13 protein-coding genes and 1 tRNA gene are annotated in these 13543 nt (G+C 72.1%); 7 read left to right on the top strand and 7 right to left on the bottom strand.

The window, feature by feature from the left end:
* From DAT37_RS12265 to serS, 4 genes are all read left to right on the top strand, one after another.
* Nucleotides 1-1255 (top strand): glycosyltransferase 87 family protein (locus DAT37_RS12265; RefSeq protein WP_232839702.1); only part of this gene is annotated, 1255 nt, incomplete at its 5' end.
* A 1-nt stretch (nt 1256) separates the two neighbouring features.
* A complete protein-coding gene (locus tag DAT37_RS12270; RefSeq protein WP_198654215.1) occupies nt 1257-1706 on the top strand; it encodes a DUF4446 family protein in 450 nt (149 codons plus the stop codon).
* Complete coding sequence (gene pheA, locus DAT37_RS12275) at nt 1685-2605, top strand: prephenate dehydratase (RefSeq protein ID WP_109524898.1); 921 nt, start codon at nt 1685-1687, stop codon at nt 2603-2605. The genes DAT37_RS12270 and pheA overlap by 22 nt, the downstream gene beginning before the upstream one ends.
* Nucleotides 2606-2646: 41 nt before the next feature.
* A complete protein-coding gene (serS, locus tag DAT37_RS12280) occupies nt 2647-3909 on the top strand; it encodes a serine--tRNA ligase (protein WP_109524899.1) in 1263 nt (420 codons plus the stop codon).
* Between the two features lie 14 nt (nt 3910-3923).
* Here the strand turns inward: serS and DAT37_RS12285 are convergent, their stop codons facing one another.
* Nucleotides 3924-5333 (bottom strand): beta propeller repeat protein, encoded by a 1410-nt coding sequence (locus tag DAT37_RS12285; protein ID WP_157978453.1) that lies wholly within the window; start codon nt 5331-5333, stop codon nt 3924-3926.
* A 135-nt stretch (nt 5334-5468) separates the two neighbouring features.
* Nucleotides 5469-5672 carry a cold-shock protein gene (locus tag DAT37_RS12290; protein WP_043619750.1) on the bottom strand — a complete coding sequence of 68 codons (204 nt, stop codon included), beginning with the start codon at nt 5670-5672 and terminating at the stop codon, nt 5469-5471.
* 250 nt (nt 5673-5922) lie between these two features.
* On the opposite strand from DAT37_RS12290, the gene DAT37_RS12295 reads away from it, so the two are divergent.
* Nucleotides 5923-6702: an HAD family hydrolase gene (locus tag DAT37_RS12295; protein ID WP_198654216.1), complete on the top strand. Its 780-nt coding sequence runs from the start codon at nt 5923-5925 to the stop codon at nt 6700-6702.
* Between the two features lie 16 nt (nt 6703-6718).
* Here the strand turns inward: DAT37_RS12295 and DAT37_RS12300 are convergent, their stop codons facing one another.
* Nucleotides 6719-7222: a bacterial proteasome activator family protein gene (locus DAT37_RS12300; protein ID WP_109524902.1), complete on the bottom strand. Its 504-nt coding sequence runs from the start codon at nt 7220-7222 to the stop codon at nt 6719-6721.
* 5 nt (nt 7223-7227) lie between these two features.
* Entirely contained in the window at nt 7228-8184 is a 957-nt protein-coding gene (locus DAT37_RS12305; RefSeq protein WP_109524903.1) for an NAD(P)H-quinone oxidoreductase, read from the bottom strand.
* 113 nt (nt 8185-8297) lie between these two features.
* On the opposite strand from DAT37_RS12305, the gene DAT37_RS45415 reads away from it, so the two are divergent.
* Complete coding sequence (locus tag DAT37_RS45415) at nt 8298-10412, top strand: MinD/ParA family ATP-binding protein (protein WP_232839703.1); 2115 nt, start codon at nt 8298-8300, stop codon at nt 10410-10412.
* Between the two features lies 1 nt (nt 10413).
* Here the strand turns inward: DAT37_RS45415 and DAT37_RS12315 are convergent.
* The 3 genes from DAT37_RS12315 to DAT37_RS12325 form a co-directional block, all read right to left on the bottom strand.
* Nucleotides 10414-10500: transfer RNA gene (locus tag DAT37_RS12315), tRNA-Ser, on the bottom strand.
* Between the two features lie 93 nt (nt 10501-10593).
* Nucleotides 10594-11439 carry an NUDIX hydrolase gene (locus tag DAT37_RS12320; protein WP_109524904.1) on the bottom strand — a complete coding sequence of 282 codons (846 nt, stop codon included), beginning with the start codon at nt 11437-11439 and terminating at the stop codon, nt 10594-10596.
* An 81-nt stretch (nt 11440-11520) separates the two neighbouring features.
* Nucleotides 11521-12141, bottom strand: a complete 621-nt coding sequence (locus DAT37_RS12325) for a TetR/AcrR family transcriptional regulator C-terminal domain-containing protein (protein WP_198654217.1) — start codon at nt 12139-12141, stop codon at nt 11521-11523.
* Between the two features lie 50 nt (nt 12142-12191).
* Between DAT37_RS12325 and DAT37_RS12330 the strand changes: the two genes are divergently transcribed.
* On the top strand, nt 12192-13543 hold a 1352-nt coding region (locus DAT37_RS12330), incomplete at its 3' end, for an FAD-dependent monooxygenase (RefSeq protein WP_109524906.1).

Genomic DNA, 13543 nt, shown 5'->3' on the forward strand with positions numbered 1-13543 from the left:
GGTAACGTGCCACACCGTGACAGGTGGCGTGGTGCCGTCGTTCCGGCGGCGATGGTGGGCGTGGGCGCTCGCGGTGCTGGTCGTCGCGGCGGCCGTGGCCCCGCTGGTCCAGCACTGGCTGACGAACCCCGACGACCAGCGCCTCGTCGACCTCGACGTCTACCGCACCGGAGGGCAGATGCTGCTCGACGGCCGCCCGGTCTACGAGTTCGTCACGCCCGCGCCCCAGTTGCTCCCCTTCACCTACCCGCCGATCGCGGCGATGCTCGCCACGCTCCTCGCGAAGATGTCGTGGGACACCGCCCAGTGGGTGTGGACGGCCGGGATCTTCGTGGCCCTCGCCGTGACCGTGGGCTTCTCGTTCCGTGAGGCGCTGCGCGGCGAGGCGGTGCGCAGGCACGCGCCGTGGGTGTTCGCGTTCCTGATGGTGGCGTGCGTGTACCTGATGCCGATCCGCGACCAGGTCAGGTTCGGGCAGGTGGACATCCTGCTCGTGGCGCTGTGCCTGGCCGACTGCGCCGCGAGGCGGCCGTGGTGGCCGCGGGGGTTCCTGATCGGGCTGGCGACCGCGGTGAAGCTCACCCCCGGCGTCTTCCTGGTCTACCTGCTGGTGACGCGGCAGTGGCGGACCTTCTCCATGGCGGCGTTCACGGCGGCGCTGCTCACGCTGCTGCCGTTCGCGGTGATCCCGCGCGACGCCGCCGGCTTCTGGTTCTCGGCGCTGCTCGATCCCCAGCGGGTCGGCGCGAACACCGCCACCACCAACCAGTCCATCCGCGGCATGCTCATGCGCCTCTACCTGCCTGACACGCTGACGTCGGTGCTCTGGCTGGCCCTGGTGGCGGCGGTCGCCTGGTACGGCTTCCGCGGGGCCCGCGACGCGTACCGGGCGCACGACACGATCACCGCGACCGCGCTGGTCGGGCTGATGGCGGTGCTGCTGTCGCCGGTCGCGTGGATCCACCACCTGGCCTGGATCGCCGTGGTGCTGGGCGCCGTCGTGGGCGACGGGCGCGACCCGGTCAGGCTGCGGGTGGCCGCGGGGGTGTGGCTCTACTACATGGTGCCGATCCCCTGGTGGGGGGTGTCGCTGAAGGCCGCGGACATCCCCGTCGTCAGCCTCGTGCTCGGCAAGATCGTCCAGAACGGCTACGGGCTGGGCGCGCTGGCCCTCGTCTGGCTGCTGGCGCACTGGCTCCCGAAACGGCGTGACGAAAGCGTTCCCCGCCCCAAGGCCGGGCATTACGCTCTGTAGCGTGCTGATTGCCGTATGGATGTGCGCGCTCGCCGGATGCTGCGCCGCGCTCATCGGCCTGCTGGCGCTCAGGCGGGCGAGAGCCGAGATCGACGACTGCCGCATATTGCTGGCCCGCGCGGCGAGCGGCGCCGGCGACCTCAAGGCCATCCGCGACGTGGCCGTCTGCCGTTACGACGCGCTCGAAGAGATGACCGGCCGGCTGTCGTTCTCCGTCGCGATGATCAACGCACTGGGCGACGGCATCGTGCTGACCTCCATCAACGGCCGTTCCGAGACCCGCACCTACGTGCGGGCCGTGACGAGCGGCCGGGGCGAGCATCCACTGGCGCCCGAAGAGGAGGAGGCCGTGCGCGCGGCCCGGCTCGGTCTGGGCCCCTTGGTGACAAAGGCGCGCGCACCGCGACAACCTGCGGATACTCTGTATCCATGCCCAGACTCGCCTACCTAGGACCACAGGGCACCTTCACCGAGGAGGCCCTGCGGCTCCTGGAGCCCGACGCCGAGCGCCTTCCCTGCGCCAACGTCACCGCCGCTCTCGCCGCCGCGCGCGGCGGCGAGGCCGACGGCGCCGTGGTTCCGCTGGAAAACTCCGTCGAGGGCGCGATCACCACGACCCTCGACGAGTTCGCCTGGGGCGAGCCGCTGCTGATCACCGCCGAGCTGCTGCTGCCGGTGCGGTTCTCGCTGCTGGCCCGGCCCGACACCGAGATCCCGCACATCAAGCGGGTCTACACCCACCCGGCCGCCATCACGCAGTGCCGCGCCTTCATCTCCCGAGAGCTGCCCGACGCGGTCGTGGTGGCCGCGCCCTCGACGGCCGCGGCGGCCCAGGAGGTGTCGCTGCCGGGCTCGCCGTACGACGCGGCGATCGGCGCGCGCATCGCCGGCGAGCACTACGGGCTGATCGAGCTGGCCGGAGACATCGGCGACCGCTCCGACACGGTGACCAGGTTCGTCAGGGTGGGCCGTCCCGGCCCGCTGCCCGAGCCGACCGGCTACGACCGCACCACGCTCGTGGTCTTCCTGGCCGACGACCACCCGGGCGCGCTGCTGGAGATGCTGACGGAGTTCGCGGTGCGCGGCGTCAACCTGACGCGCATCGAGTCGCGGCCCACGGGCGACGGCATCGGCCGCTACTTCTTCCACTTCGACTTCGAGGGCCACGTCGCCGACGCGCGCGTCGGCGAGGCCATCTCGGGGCTCCACCGCATCTGCGGCGACGTGCGCTTCCTCGGCAGCTACCCGCGTGCCGACGGCGTCGCGCCCCAGATCAAGAGGGGCACGTCCGACCCCGAGTTCGCCGAGGCGGCCGACTGGCTCGCGCGCATCCGCGCCGGGAAGGCCTGATCCGGAGGCCATCACCGGTCGCGCACCGGTAGCCTTTTCTTGTGATTGACCTGCGTACCCTTCGTGAGAACCCCGACCGGCTCCGGGCATCGCAGCGTGCCCGCGGCGAGGACGACTCCGTCGTCGACAAGCTGCTCGACCTGGACGAGCGCCGCCGCTCCGCGCTGACCAGGTTCGAGTCCCTGCGCGCCGAGCAGAAGAGTCTGGGCAAGACGGTCTCCAAGGCGCAGGGCGAGGAGAAGTCGGCGCTGCTGGCCCGGGCCAAGGAGCTCGCGGGCGAGGTCAAGGCCGCCGAGGCGGAGGCGGAGCGGCTCGGCGCCGAGCTCGACGAGCTCCTGCAGACGGTGCCCAACATCGTCGAGGAGGGCGCGCCGCACGGCGGCGAGGACGACTACGTGGTGCTGGAGACGCACGGCGAGCCGCGTGAGTTCGGCTTCGCGCCCAAGGACCACCTGGAGATCGGCGAGCTGCTCGACGCGATCGACATGGAGCGGGGCGCCAAGGTGTCCGGCTCGCGGTTCTTCTTCCTCAAGGGCGCCGGCGCGCGGCTGCAGCTCGGGCTGCTCAACATGGCCATGCAGCAGGCGATCGAGCACGGGTTCGTACCCATGATCACTCCGGTGCTGGTCAAGCCCGAGACCATGCAGGGCACGGGCTTCCACGTGGCCCACGACAAGGAGATCTACCGCCTGCCCGACGACGACCTCTACCTGGTCGGCACCTCGGAGGTGTCGCTGGCGGGCTACCACGCCCAGGAGATCCTCGCCGCCGACCGGCTTCCGCTGCGCTACGCGGGCTGGTCGTCGTGCTTCCGGCGCGAGGCCGGCTCGTACGGCAAGGACACCAGGGGCATCATCCGCGTCCACCAGTTCGACAAGGTGGAGATGTTCTCCTACTGCCGCCCCGAGGAGGCGCGGGAGGAGCACCGGCGGCTGCTGGCCTGGGAGAAGCAGATGCTGTCCGCCATCGAGGTCCCCTACCGGATCATCGACACGGCCGCGGGCGACCTCGGCATGTCGGCGGCCCGCAAGTTCGACTGCGAGGCGTGGATACCGAGCCAGGGCCGCTACCGCGAGCTGACCTCGACCTCCAACTGCACCGAGTTCCAGTCGCGCAGGCTCGGCGTCCGCTACCGCGACAAGGACGGCAAGCCGCAGCACGTGGCCACGCTCAACGGCACGCTGGCCACCACCCGCTGGATCGTCGCCATCCTGGAGAACCACCAGCGGGCCGACGGCTCGGTGGTGGTTCCCGAGGCGCTGCGCCCCTACGTGGGCCTGGACGTGCTGGAGCCGCCCAAGTAGTAGCCCGGCCCGCCCTAGCAGTCCGGCTCGCCCAGGGCTCTGCGGGCGTCGCGCCTCAGGAGCGCGGCGCCCGCCCCCACCACGCCCAGGGTCATCACGACCGCCGCGCCCAGCGCGACGCCGTACGAGTCGGGCACGCCCCACACCCAGCCGAGGAAGGGCAGGTACACGGCGCCGTAGACAAGCGGAGCCGACCCCAGGGCGACGAGCGCGGCCGTGCCCCGGACGCCGCCCGCGGCGGCGAGGACGACGCACGCCAGGGTCGCCAGCAGCCCCACAGAGCCGCCCACGAGCAGCCGCCGATCGTCCAGCCCTTCGGTCAGCGCGTAGAGCAGCCCTCCGGACGCGAGCACAGCGGAGATCGTGTAGGCCGTGTGCAGCCGCCGCAGCCCCGCTCCGAAGGCGCCCAGCAGCACGGAGACCGCCAGGAAGAGGGCGACCGTCCGTTCGGTCTCCAACAGGTCGCCGGGACGTTCGGTCTCCGGCGGCCGGCCGGGACGTTCGGTCTCCGGCGGATCCATGGGAGCGGCGGCGCTCATGTCCGGCCAGCCCAGCAGCCGCCACTCGCCCGACACCTCGCGCACCAGGATGCCGCCGGACCCGTTGGCGACGACCACGAGGTGCCCTCCCGGCCGGACCTGTACGGCCAGCGACCGCGCGCGCAGGTCGGCCGGGTCGTCGCCCGGATACTGCCTGGCCCGCTGGTCGCGTCCGCGCTCGGACAGCTTCCAGGACCAGCGCCAGGTCTTCCCGCCGTCGTCGGACTCGGCCACGGCCGGCCCGCCGATCACCCGGTAGCACCGCTCGGGCAGGCCGGGCACGCACGCGGCGGTCTGCGGCGGCCGATTCCGTCGCCCGTGGGCCGAACGCCAGTCGGACCAGGTGACCCCGCCGTCCTCGGAGGCCAGGGCGGTCGTCTCGCCCGTGGTGACGACGATCCGCGGGCCGTCCACGTAGACGGCACGGGCGACGGGAGACGTCGGCGGGGCGGCGGAGGTGGCCACCACGGCCAGCAGGGCGAGCGGCCCCACGACCAGGGGCCGCCACCGCGGGGCGTCCGTCTCCAGGCTTCGCCGCCGTACCCACCAGGCGAGGGCGAGCGCGGGAAGGGCCAGCAGGTCCGTGGGATCGGCCAGGACGCGCGACGGGCCCGCCACGAGGGTCCAGAGGTGGGAGGCGGCCTCGGCGCCCGTCTCCGCCGTCTTGACGAGCGTGAAGAGGGCTCCCGTCAGCAGGGTGGCCGGTAGGTCGGCCCGTCCGAGGAAGAGCAGCGCCAGCAGGGGCGGCGCCACGACGAGCCCCGCGACGTCACTCAGCTTGCCGGTGACGAACCCCGGGTGAGCCTGCTTGAGCAGGTGGTCGTTGAGGAGAAGGACGACGACCGCGACCACGGTCACGGGGTGACACAACCACGTGTACCTCATGTACGAGTCGATGACGCGCGGAGCCCGCGGGTTCGACCCTGTCCGTGAGTTGAGTCACACCTGTGACCATCATGGGCGAACGCGAAAGACCGGGGTTCGCTGGAAGCGAACCCCGGTCCAACTCGCTGCTACAGGTCAGATGGCACGGACCTGGGAGGCCTGCGGCCCCTTCTGGCCCTGCGTGATCTCGAACTCGACCCGCTGGCCGTCTTCAAGGCTGCGGTAGCCGTTGCCGACGATCTCGGAGAAGTGCACGAACACGTCCGGCGCACCGCCGTCCGGGGCGATGAAGCCGAAGCCCTTCTCGGCGTTGAACCACTTGACGGTTCCCTGAGCCATAAAAGCTCTCCCTCAGGATGTGAATCTATGGGACCCGCACCTCGCGGATCCCGGTGTGTCGTACAGCAAGCACCCGGGGTGGCTCAGACAAAGTCATGCTGGTTTTCACTACGGGATCAGCTAATACAACGCCATCACATCTAACACCATTCTGGGGCGTCAGTGTTCCCGTCCGTCGGAAGATTTCTGGTCGGGGGCATCACCAGGCAAACTAGAACCTGTTATGCAGAGCCTTCCCTCGCCCCGTCTGGTGGCCACCGACCTCGACGGCACCGCCTTGCGCACCGACGGAACCGTCTCTCCACGAACGGCCGCGGCGTTCGCGAAGGTCGAGGAGGCGGGAGCCATGCTCGTCTTCGTGACCGGACGACCACCCAGATGGATGAGCGGCGTGGCGGGAGTCACACGCCACCGCGGCTTGGCCATCTGTGCTAACGGAGCGTTGATCTACGATCTACATACCGAAAGGATAGTTGAATCTCACCTTATCTCCGCCGAGGTGCTCTGCGAAGTCGTCGCTCAGCTAAGAGCGAACGTGCCGGAGCTCGCATTTTCGGTCGAGTATGAGGGTGGATTTGCGCATGAGTCCGATTTCCCCCTCGGCGGCTGGGACAGCAAGGCCGTGGGCGGGCTCCGCGTGGGCGCGAGCACGCTCACCTCGCGGCCCTGCGCCAAGCTGCTGGCCCTGCACCCCCGCATGGACCCCGACAGCCTCCACGCGGCCGTGCACGAGCTCGTGGGGCATCTGGTGACCGCCACGCACTCCAGCGGCAGGGGCCTCATCGAGATGAGCGCGCACGGCGTGACGAAGGCCACGGCCCTGGCCGTGCTGGCCGGACGGCACGAGATCAAGCCGTCACAGGTGGTGGCGTTCGGCGACATGCCCAACGACCTGCCCATGCTGAGTTGGGCGGGCACGTCGTACGCGGTCGCGAACGCCCACCCGGACGTGCTGGCCGCGGTCGATCACGTGACGGCCGCCAACAACCAGGACGGCGTCGCGCGAGTGCTCGAAGAGCTCTTCGGATAGAGCCCTCCAGGCCGTCTCAGAGGTACGGGCCCGACCGCTGCTGCTCATCGCCGTGCGGCACGCCGGGAAGCGCCCGGCGCATCTGCTCGAGCTGCGCGCGGGCGGCCATCTGCTGCGCGAACAGCGTCGTCTGGATGCCGTGGAACAGCCCTTCGAGCCAACCGACCAGCTGGGCGTGGGCGATGCGCAACTCGGCCTCGCTCGGCGGCGTGCCGTTGTCGTCGGTGAACGGCAGAGACAGCCGCTCCAACTCGTCGACCAGCTCCGGCGCCAGACCGTCCTCCAGCTCCTTGATGGAGGACTCGTGGATCTCCTTCAGGCGCTTTCGGCTGGCCTCGTCGAGGGGAGCCGCGCGGACCTCCTCCAGGAGCTGCCTGATCATGCTGCCGATGCGCATCACCTTGGCGGGCTGTTCGACCAGGTTGGTGACCGATCGCTCGTCCTCGCCGCTATCGCCCTTCCCCTGGAAGTCAGGGCCGACCACCACGATGTGGGAGGGGTTGTTGTCCTCAGCATTCATATGTCTCACCGTACTATCAGGATCTTGCCGATGTGCTCCCCGGAATCCAACATCCGGTGCGCCTCCGAGGCCTGTGACATCGGCACTTCCGCGTACACCACGGGACGCACCGCCCCCGCGCCCACCAGCGGCCACACGTTCTCCACGACGCTGCGCACGATCGCGCCCTTCTCCTCGACGGGGCGGTTGCGCAGCGTCGTGCCGTGGACGGACGCGCGCTTGGCGAGCAGGGCGCCCAGGTCCAGCTCGGCCCGGGCGCCGCCCTGCAAGCCGATGATCACCAGGCGTCCGCCCGTGTTGAGCACCCGGACGTTCCCGTCCAGGTATCTGGCGCCGATGATGTCGAGGATCACGTCGGCGCGCGCCTTCTCGGTGAAGTCCTCCTCGCGATGGTTGACGACCTCGTCGGCGCCCAGCTCCTTGAGAGGCTGGATCTTCGCCGCCGACCCGGCCGTCGTCACCACCCGCGAGCCGAGCGCCTTGGCCAGCTGGACCGCGAACGTGCCGATGCCGCTCGCCCCGCCGTGGACCAGCAGCGTCTCGCCCCGGCGCAGCCTCGCCAGCATGAACACGTTGGACCACACCGTGCACGCCACCTCGGGCAGCGCCGCCGCGCGCACCAGTGACACGCCTTCGGGCACCGGCATCACCTGCTGCCACGGCACGGCCACCCGCTCGGCGTAGCCGCCTCCGGCCATCAGCGCGCAGACCTCGTCACCGGCCCGGAACCCCTCGACGTCCGAGCCCACCTCCGCCACCACGCCGGAGACCTCCAGCCCCGGGTACGGCGGCGCGCCGGGCGGCGGGTCGTAGAAACCCCTCCGCTGGTGGACATCCGCCCTGTTGACCCCGGCCGCGGTCACCTCGATGAGGACTTCCCCCTGGTCGGGACGCGGATCTGGCACCTCGCGCCACTCCAGGACCTCGGGTTCGCCGGGACGGGTGATGACGATCGCTCGCATGCAACCACCGTAGCTGGGCAAAGAAGTTGTGGGTTGACTGCGTTCAAGAGAACACATGCCGTTAATCTGCAAGATATTTGCTGCCCCTTTAGACCCACCCGAGGGGGAACACGGTGGCACGACACGATCGCGAAGAATCGCTCGAGGAGCAGCTGGCCTGGCTGGATGCGATCAAGGAGACCGAAGAGGCTCCTATGCAGGTCAGCTCCCCGGCCCCCTCAGCGGACGAGCCGGTCGCCTCGCCGTACCCCAAGGACCCGTGGCTGTCGGTCCCGTCCCAGCAGGACACACCGACCCCGCCGCTGTTCCGCGCCGCGGTCGACTCCGTGTACGGCTCGCAGGCCGCGGAGCGGCTCCCCGACGGGGAGAGCGAGGCGGCCGAGTGGCTGGAGTCGGCGACCGCCAAGGACGAGGCCGCGCCGGACGGGCCGCCCGAGAGCCTGGGCCGCAGCGACAGCCTGGGCCGCAGCGACAGCCTGGGCCGCAGCGACAGCCTGGGCGGCGCCGACAGCCCGGGCCGTGCCGACGACGCGTTCCTCGCGCCGCTCAAGCCGCTGCCCAGGCCGGACGACACCGATCCGTACTCGCTGTCGTTCCCCGGCGCCTATCACGGGGCGGACACGCTGCCTCGGGTGGAGCCGCAAGGAGGCGTGGCGCCGGACCCGCTCCGGCCGGACCGGGTCCAGCCAGAGAGGGCGCGGCAGGAGAGGAACAAGTGGCCGGAGCCGCCCGAGTGGCCCCGGCCGCCCGAGGCGCTCGACGAGCCGCGCCCGGCCGACGGTCAGCGCCCGCTCGACGAGGCGCGCCCGGCGCCGGAGCCGCGGCGGAGCGCGTTCGACGTGCCCCCGCCGCCACAGCGCGCCTCGGACAGGCGCCCGTCCCCGGCTCCCGACGCCCGCTCGTCCCAGGCCGCCGACCCCCACCTGTCTCAGGCCCCCGACCTGCGCCTGTCCCCGGCCCCGCACCTGTCCCCGTCCCCCGACCCGCACTTCTCCCCGGCCTCGGACCCGCACCTGTCCCCGGCCTCGGACCCGCACTTCACCCTGGCCTCGGACTCCTCCCCGGCCTCGGACGGCGGCCGGTCCCGGCCGCCCGTCGCGGGGGAGCCGGACACGTTCGGCGGGGCCTTCGCCCCCGACTCCGAGCGGACCTTCGACCGGCCGGAGGCGCCCGCTCCCGCGCGGCCCCGCCGCGCCGCGCCGGTGCACGTGTTCAGCGCGTCGCCGCGCCCGCCCGTCACGGGCAGGCCGACCGCCGACAGCCTCGACCCGGAGTCGCTGCTGCGCGGCCGCCGCAACGCGCCGGCCAAGGGCTGGCGCCGCCTGATCTACAAGGCGTCGGGAGGGTGGATCAAGCCGGGCGAGCCCCCGGAGGCCCGCCGCCGCCGCGAGCTGCTGGCCAGGGCCCGCACGCCGGTCGCCACGGGCCACCACCGCGTGGCGGTGCTGAGCCTCAAGGGCGGGGTGGGCAAGACCACGACCACGGTCGGCCTCGGCGCCACGCTCGCCCAGATGCGCGGCGACCGCGTCATCGCGGTCGACGCGAACCCCGACCGTGGCACGCTCTCCGACAAGCTCGTGCTGGAGACCTCGGCGACCGTACGCGACCTGCTGAACGAGCGTGACCAGGTCAAGAGGTACGTCGACATCAGGGCGTTCACCTCGCAGGCCCCGTCACGGCTGGAGGTGCTCGCCTCCGACCGTGACCCGTCGGTGTCGGAGGCGTTCAGCGGCGCCGACTACCAGGCCGTCTCCCAGGTGCTGGAGAACTTCTACTCGATCTGCATCACCGACTGCGGCACCGGACTGCTCCACTCGGCCATGGGCGGAGTGCTCGGCCTGGCCGACCAGATCGTGCTGGTCAGCTCCCCTTCGGTGGACGGCGCCAGGGCGGCCTCGGCGACGCTCGACTGGCTGGAGGCCCACCACTACGCCAACCTGGTGAAGGACGCGACCGTGGTGCTGTGCAGCGTCAGGCCGCGGTCGAAGTCGGCGGTGGACATCAAGAAGCTGGAGGCCCACTTCGCGGCCAGGTGCCGCGCGGTGATCCGCGTGCCGTACGACCCGCATCTGGAGGAGGGCGCCGAGATCGACCTCGACCGGCTGCAGGAGGCGACCAGGGATGCCTACCTGCAACTGGCCGCGTCGGTCGGCGACGGCTTCGCGGGAAGCGCCGACGACGCCTTCGCCGGCGGCTCGGGGGGCGGCCACGCCGCGGGCCGGGAGTGAGCGGAGGGTGTGGGATTCGAACCCACGAGGCCATCGCTGACCTGGCCGCTTTCAAGGCGGCTGCACTCGTCCACTATGCGAACCCTCCAGTGCGCACACCACCATAGCGGCTGCGATGGCACGGGTGTACGTCCAGCGGTGTTCGCGTGCACCGGACGGTGACCCGGCCGGGGCGTGCTGGCTAGCCGTCGAGCTGGGAGAGCAGCCACCGCGGCCCCGCGGTCTCGGCCCCGAGCCCGGTGACGCGCTCCTTCAGCCCCCGGTCGGCCGTCACCACCAGCACCCGCTCCCAGGGGCGCGCCCGCCGCACGACCTCCGTGATCGCGTCGTCGCCGCTGCCGGTCGCGGCGACGACCTGGATGCCGGGCACGTCGGGGACCCTCTTGGCGGCGCCCTCCACGACCGCGACGATCCGCGGATACCACTGCGCGAGCACCGGATGCGTCAGGCGGAGCCCTGCCACGTCCTCCAGCAGCCGCGTCGCCGCCCCCAGCCGGTCGCGCCACCAGCCGTGCTCGGCGCGGGCGCCCACGATGTTGGCCACGTCCAGCACCAGCGTCTCGGGGGTCAGCTCCGGCTGGATCGTGCCCCACGTCTCGGCGAATCCCGGATGCAGCCTCCTCCCCGTGATCTCCGGCAGCGGCAGCCACCGCAGCTCGGCGCTCTCCCGGTTGGCGGGGGCGACGGCCAGCAGACCGGGCGCCTCGGCGATCACGGTCTCGAACGCCCAGCCGCCGTGGTCGTCCACGTAGACGCCTCGCACGCGCAGCTCGTCGCCGGGCAGGGCGGCTTCCTCGCGCGCCTCGCGCAGCGCTGACGTGACGGCGTCCTCGTGGCTGTCACGCGCGCCGCCGGGCAGCCCCCAGGTGCCGCCGTGGTGGCTCCACCAGGACCGTTTCTGCATCAGCACGTACGGCACCCCGGCCTCGTCATGGTGCACGGCCAGCAGCCCCGAGGCGCCGTGGATTCCCCAGTGCCTGTGCCCCCGCTCGCACTCCGCCCAGCCGTCGCCGTCTTTCGCAGCCATGACTCAGATTCTCGCAGCCCCGCCCCTCGCCGCTCGCGGGCCGGCTCCCGGTGGCGGCGGGCGCGCGAGTGGCGCGTCCCGTCAGCCGCTCGTGCGGAGGATCGCGGACAGGCCGAACTCGAAGCGCTCGTCGAAGGACCCGCCGAGGTGTTCGAGGACCCGGTGGAGCGCGGGGTGGGACGCGGGGGTGACCGCCCGGGCCAGCCGCCCGTCCAGGTCGTGCGGGGGCGCCTGCTCCTCCTGGGTGAGGCCGAGAGTGAAGTAGATGATCGTCCAGGCGTTCCAGGCGGCCTCGCGTCCGTCCATCCCGCTCTCCAGCAGCGTGCCGACCAGCGTCTCGGCGAAGCGGAGCGTGTGCGGCTCGGCGGGGTAGGTGCCGATCACCAGCGCGGCGCCGTCCCGGTGTGCGAGCAGCGCGCGCCGGTAGCGGCGGGTGAGGTCGCGGGCGCGCTCATCCCAGGGACCGGGCAGGCCGTCGAGCGGGATCTCGCCCATGACGGCGTCGGCCATGAGTTCGAGCAGGCGGCCCTTGGTCTTCACGTGCCACAGGACGGTGTTCATCCGCACGCCGAGCCGGTCGGCGACCGCCCGGCTGGAGACCGCCTCCAGTCCTTTCTCGTCCAGCAGGTCCAGCGCCGCGCGGACCACGGTGTCAGGCGTGAGCCGCCGGCTCCGGCCGTCGTTCCCTTGCGTCTTGGTCACTGACCTAGTTTACTGCTTCCCAGTAATTGGTCACCGACCAAGGAGGGACGATGGAGCAGCAGGTCGTCATCGCGGGAGGCGGTCCGGTCGGGCTCTGGCTGGCCGCGGAGCTGCGGCTGGGCGGAGTGTCCGTCACCGTCATCGAGGAGCGCACGGAGCCCGACCCCCGCTCCAAGGCGCTCACCGTTCACCCGCGCACCATCGAGATCCTGGCCTCGCGCGGCGTCCACCAGCCGTTCCTCGCCGAGGGCGTGCCCATCCCGGGCGGCCACTTCGGGCTGCTCGACACCCGGCTCGACTTCCGCGTGCTGGACACCCCGTTCCCGTTCACCCTCGCGCTGCCCCAGGCCCGGACAGAGGAACTGCTCGAACAGCACGCGCTCACGCTGGGGGCGCGGATCCGCCGGGGGCACCGCGTCACCGGGCTCGCCGAGCGCCCGGGGTCCGTGAACGTGCGAGCCGAGGGGCCTGACGGTCCGTACGACCTGGAAGCCGCGTACGTCGTGGGCTGCGACGGCGTCCGGAGCACCGTGCGCGCCGCCGCCGGGATCGGCTTCCCCGGCACGCCGTCCACCGTTCTGGGCTGGCTCTGCGATGCCGTTCTCGACGACCCGCCGCCGCTCGGATTCAGCAGGTTCGGGGGCGACGGGACGTTGCTGGTGGCGCCGCTGCCCGGCGGGCTGCACCGGCTGGTCGGCATCGCGCCCGAGGACGTCCGCGCCGACTGGCCCGGCGACCTCACCCTGGACGACGTACGCGCCAGGGCCGTCGCCGTCGCCGGCCGGGACTTCGGCATGCGCGACCCCGTGTGGCTCTCGCGCTTCGGCAACGCCACCCGGCTGGCCGAGCGCTATCGCAGCGGGCGGGTGCTCCTCGCCGGGGACGCGGCTCACCAGCACTTCCCGGCCGGGGGCGTGGGCATGAACGTGGGCATCCAGGACGCGGCCAACCTCGGCTGGAAGCTCGCCGCAACCGTCCGCGGGCGGGCCCGCGGCGATCTGCTGGACACCTACGAGGCCGAGCGGCGTCCCGTCGGCGCCGATCTCATCGAGGGGAGCCGCGCCCAGGTGACCCTGATGACCGGCTTCTCGCCGGACGGCCTCGCCCTGCGCTCGCTGCTCGGCAGGGCGATCGCCACCCAGCCGGCCTTCTCCAGGCACCTGGCCGAGCGCGTCACCGGGCTCGCCGTCGGCTACCCGCCGGCGGATCCGGCGGCCCACCCGCTCACCGGGAGCCGCGCCCCCGACCTGGCCTTCGACGGCTCCGGGGAGAGCCTGTTCTCCCTGCTCCGTCCGGCCCGGCACGTGCTGCTCGACCTCACGGGACGACCTGGCGGCCCGCCCGCGGGGCCCGGGCTCACCGTGCACTCCGGGGCGCCGGCCGGGCATCCGGACGGCTGGTC

It is taken from the genome of Nocardia aurea (assembly GCF_003123685.1).
Classification (GTDB): Bacteria; Actinomycetota; Actinomycetes; order Mycobacteriales; family Mycobacteriaceae; genus Nocardia; species Nocardia aurea.

Bases quoted from the DNA above. Each gene is read 5' to 3' on its own strand.
- pheA (WP_109524898.1), top strand. From the start codon at position 1,685: ATGCCCAGACTCGCCTACCTAGGACCACAGGGCACCTTCACCGAGGAG.
- DAT37_RS12305 (WP_109524903.1), bottom strand. From the start codon at position 8,184: ATGCGAGCGATCGTCATCACCCGTCCCGGCGAACCCGAGGTCCTGGAG.
- DAT37_RS12300 (WP_109524902.1), bottom strand. From the start codon at position 7,222: ATGAATGCTGAGGACAACAACCCCTCCCACATCGTGGTGGTCGGCCCT.
- DAT37_RS12285 (WP_157978453.1), bottom strand. From the start codon at position 5,333: ATGAGGTACACGTGGTTGTGTCACCCCGTGACCGTGGTCGCGGTCGTC.
- DAT37_RS12320 (WP_109524904.1), bottom strand. From the start codon at position 11,439: ATGGCTGCGAAAGACGGCGACGGCTGGGCGGAGTGCGAGCGGGGGCAC.
- DAT37_RS12290 (WP_043619750.1), bottom strand. From the start codon at position 5,672: ATGGCTCAGGGAACCGTCAAGTGGTTCAACGCCGAGAAGGGCTTCGGC.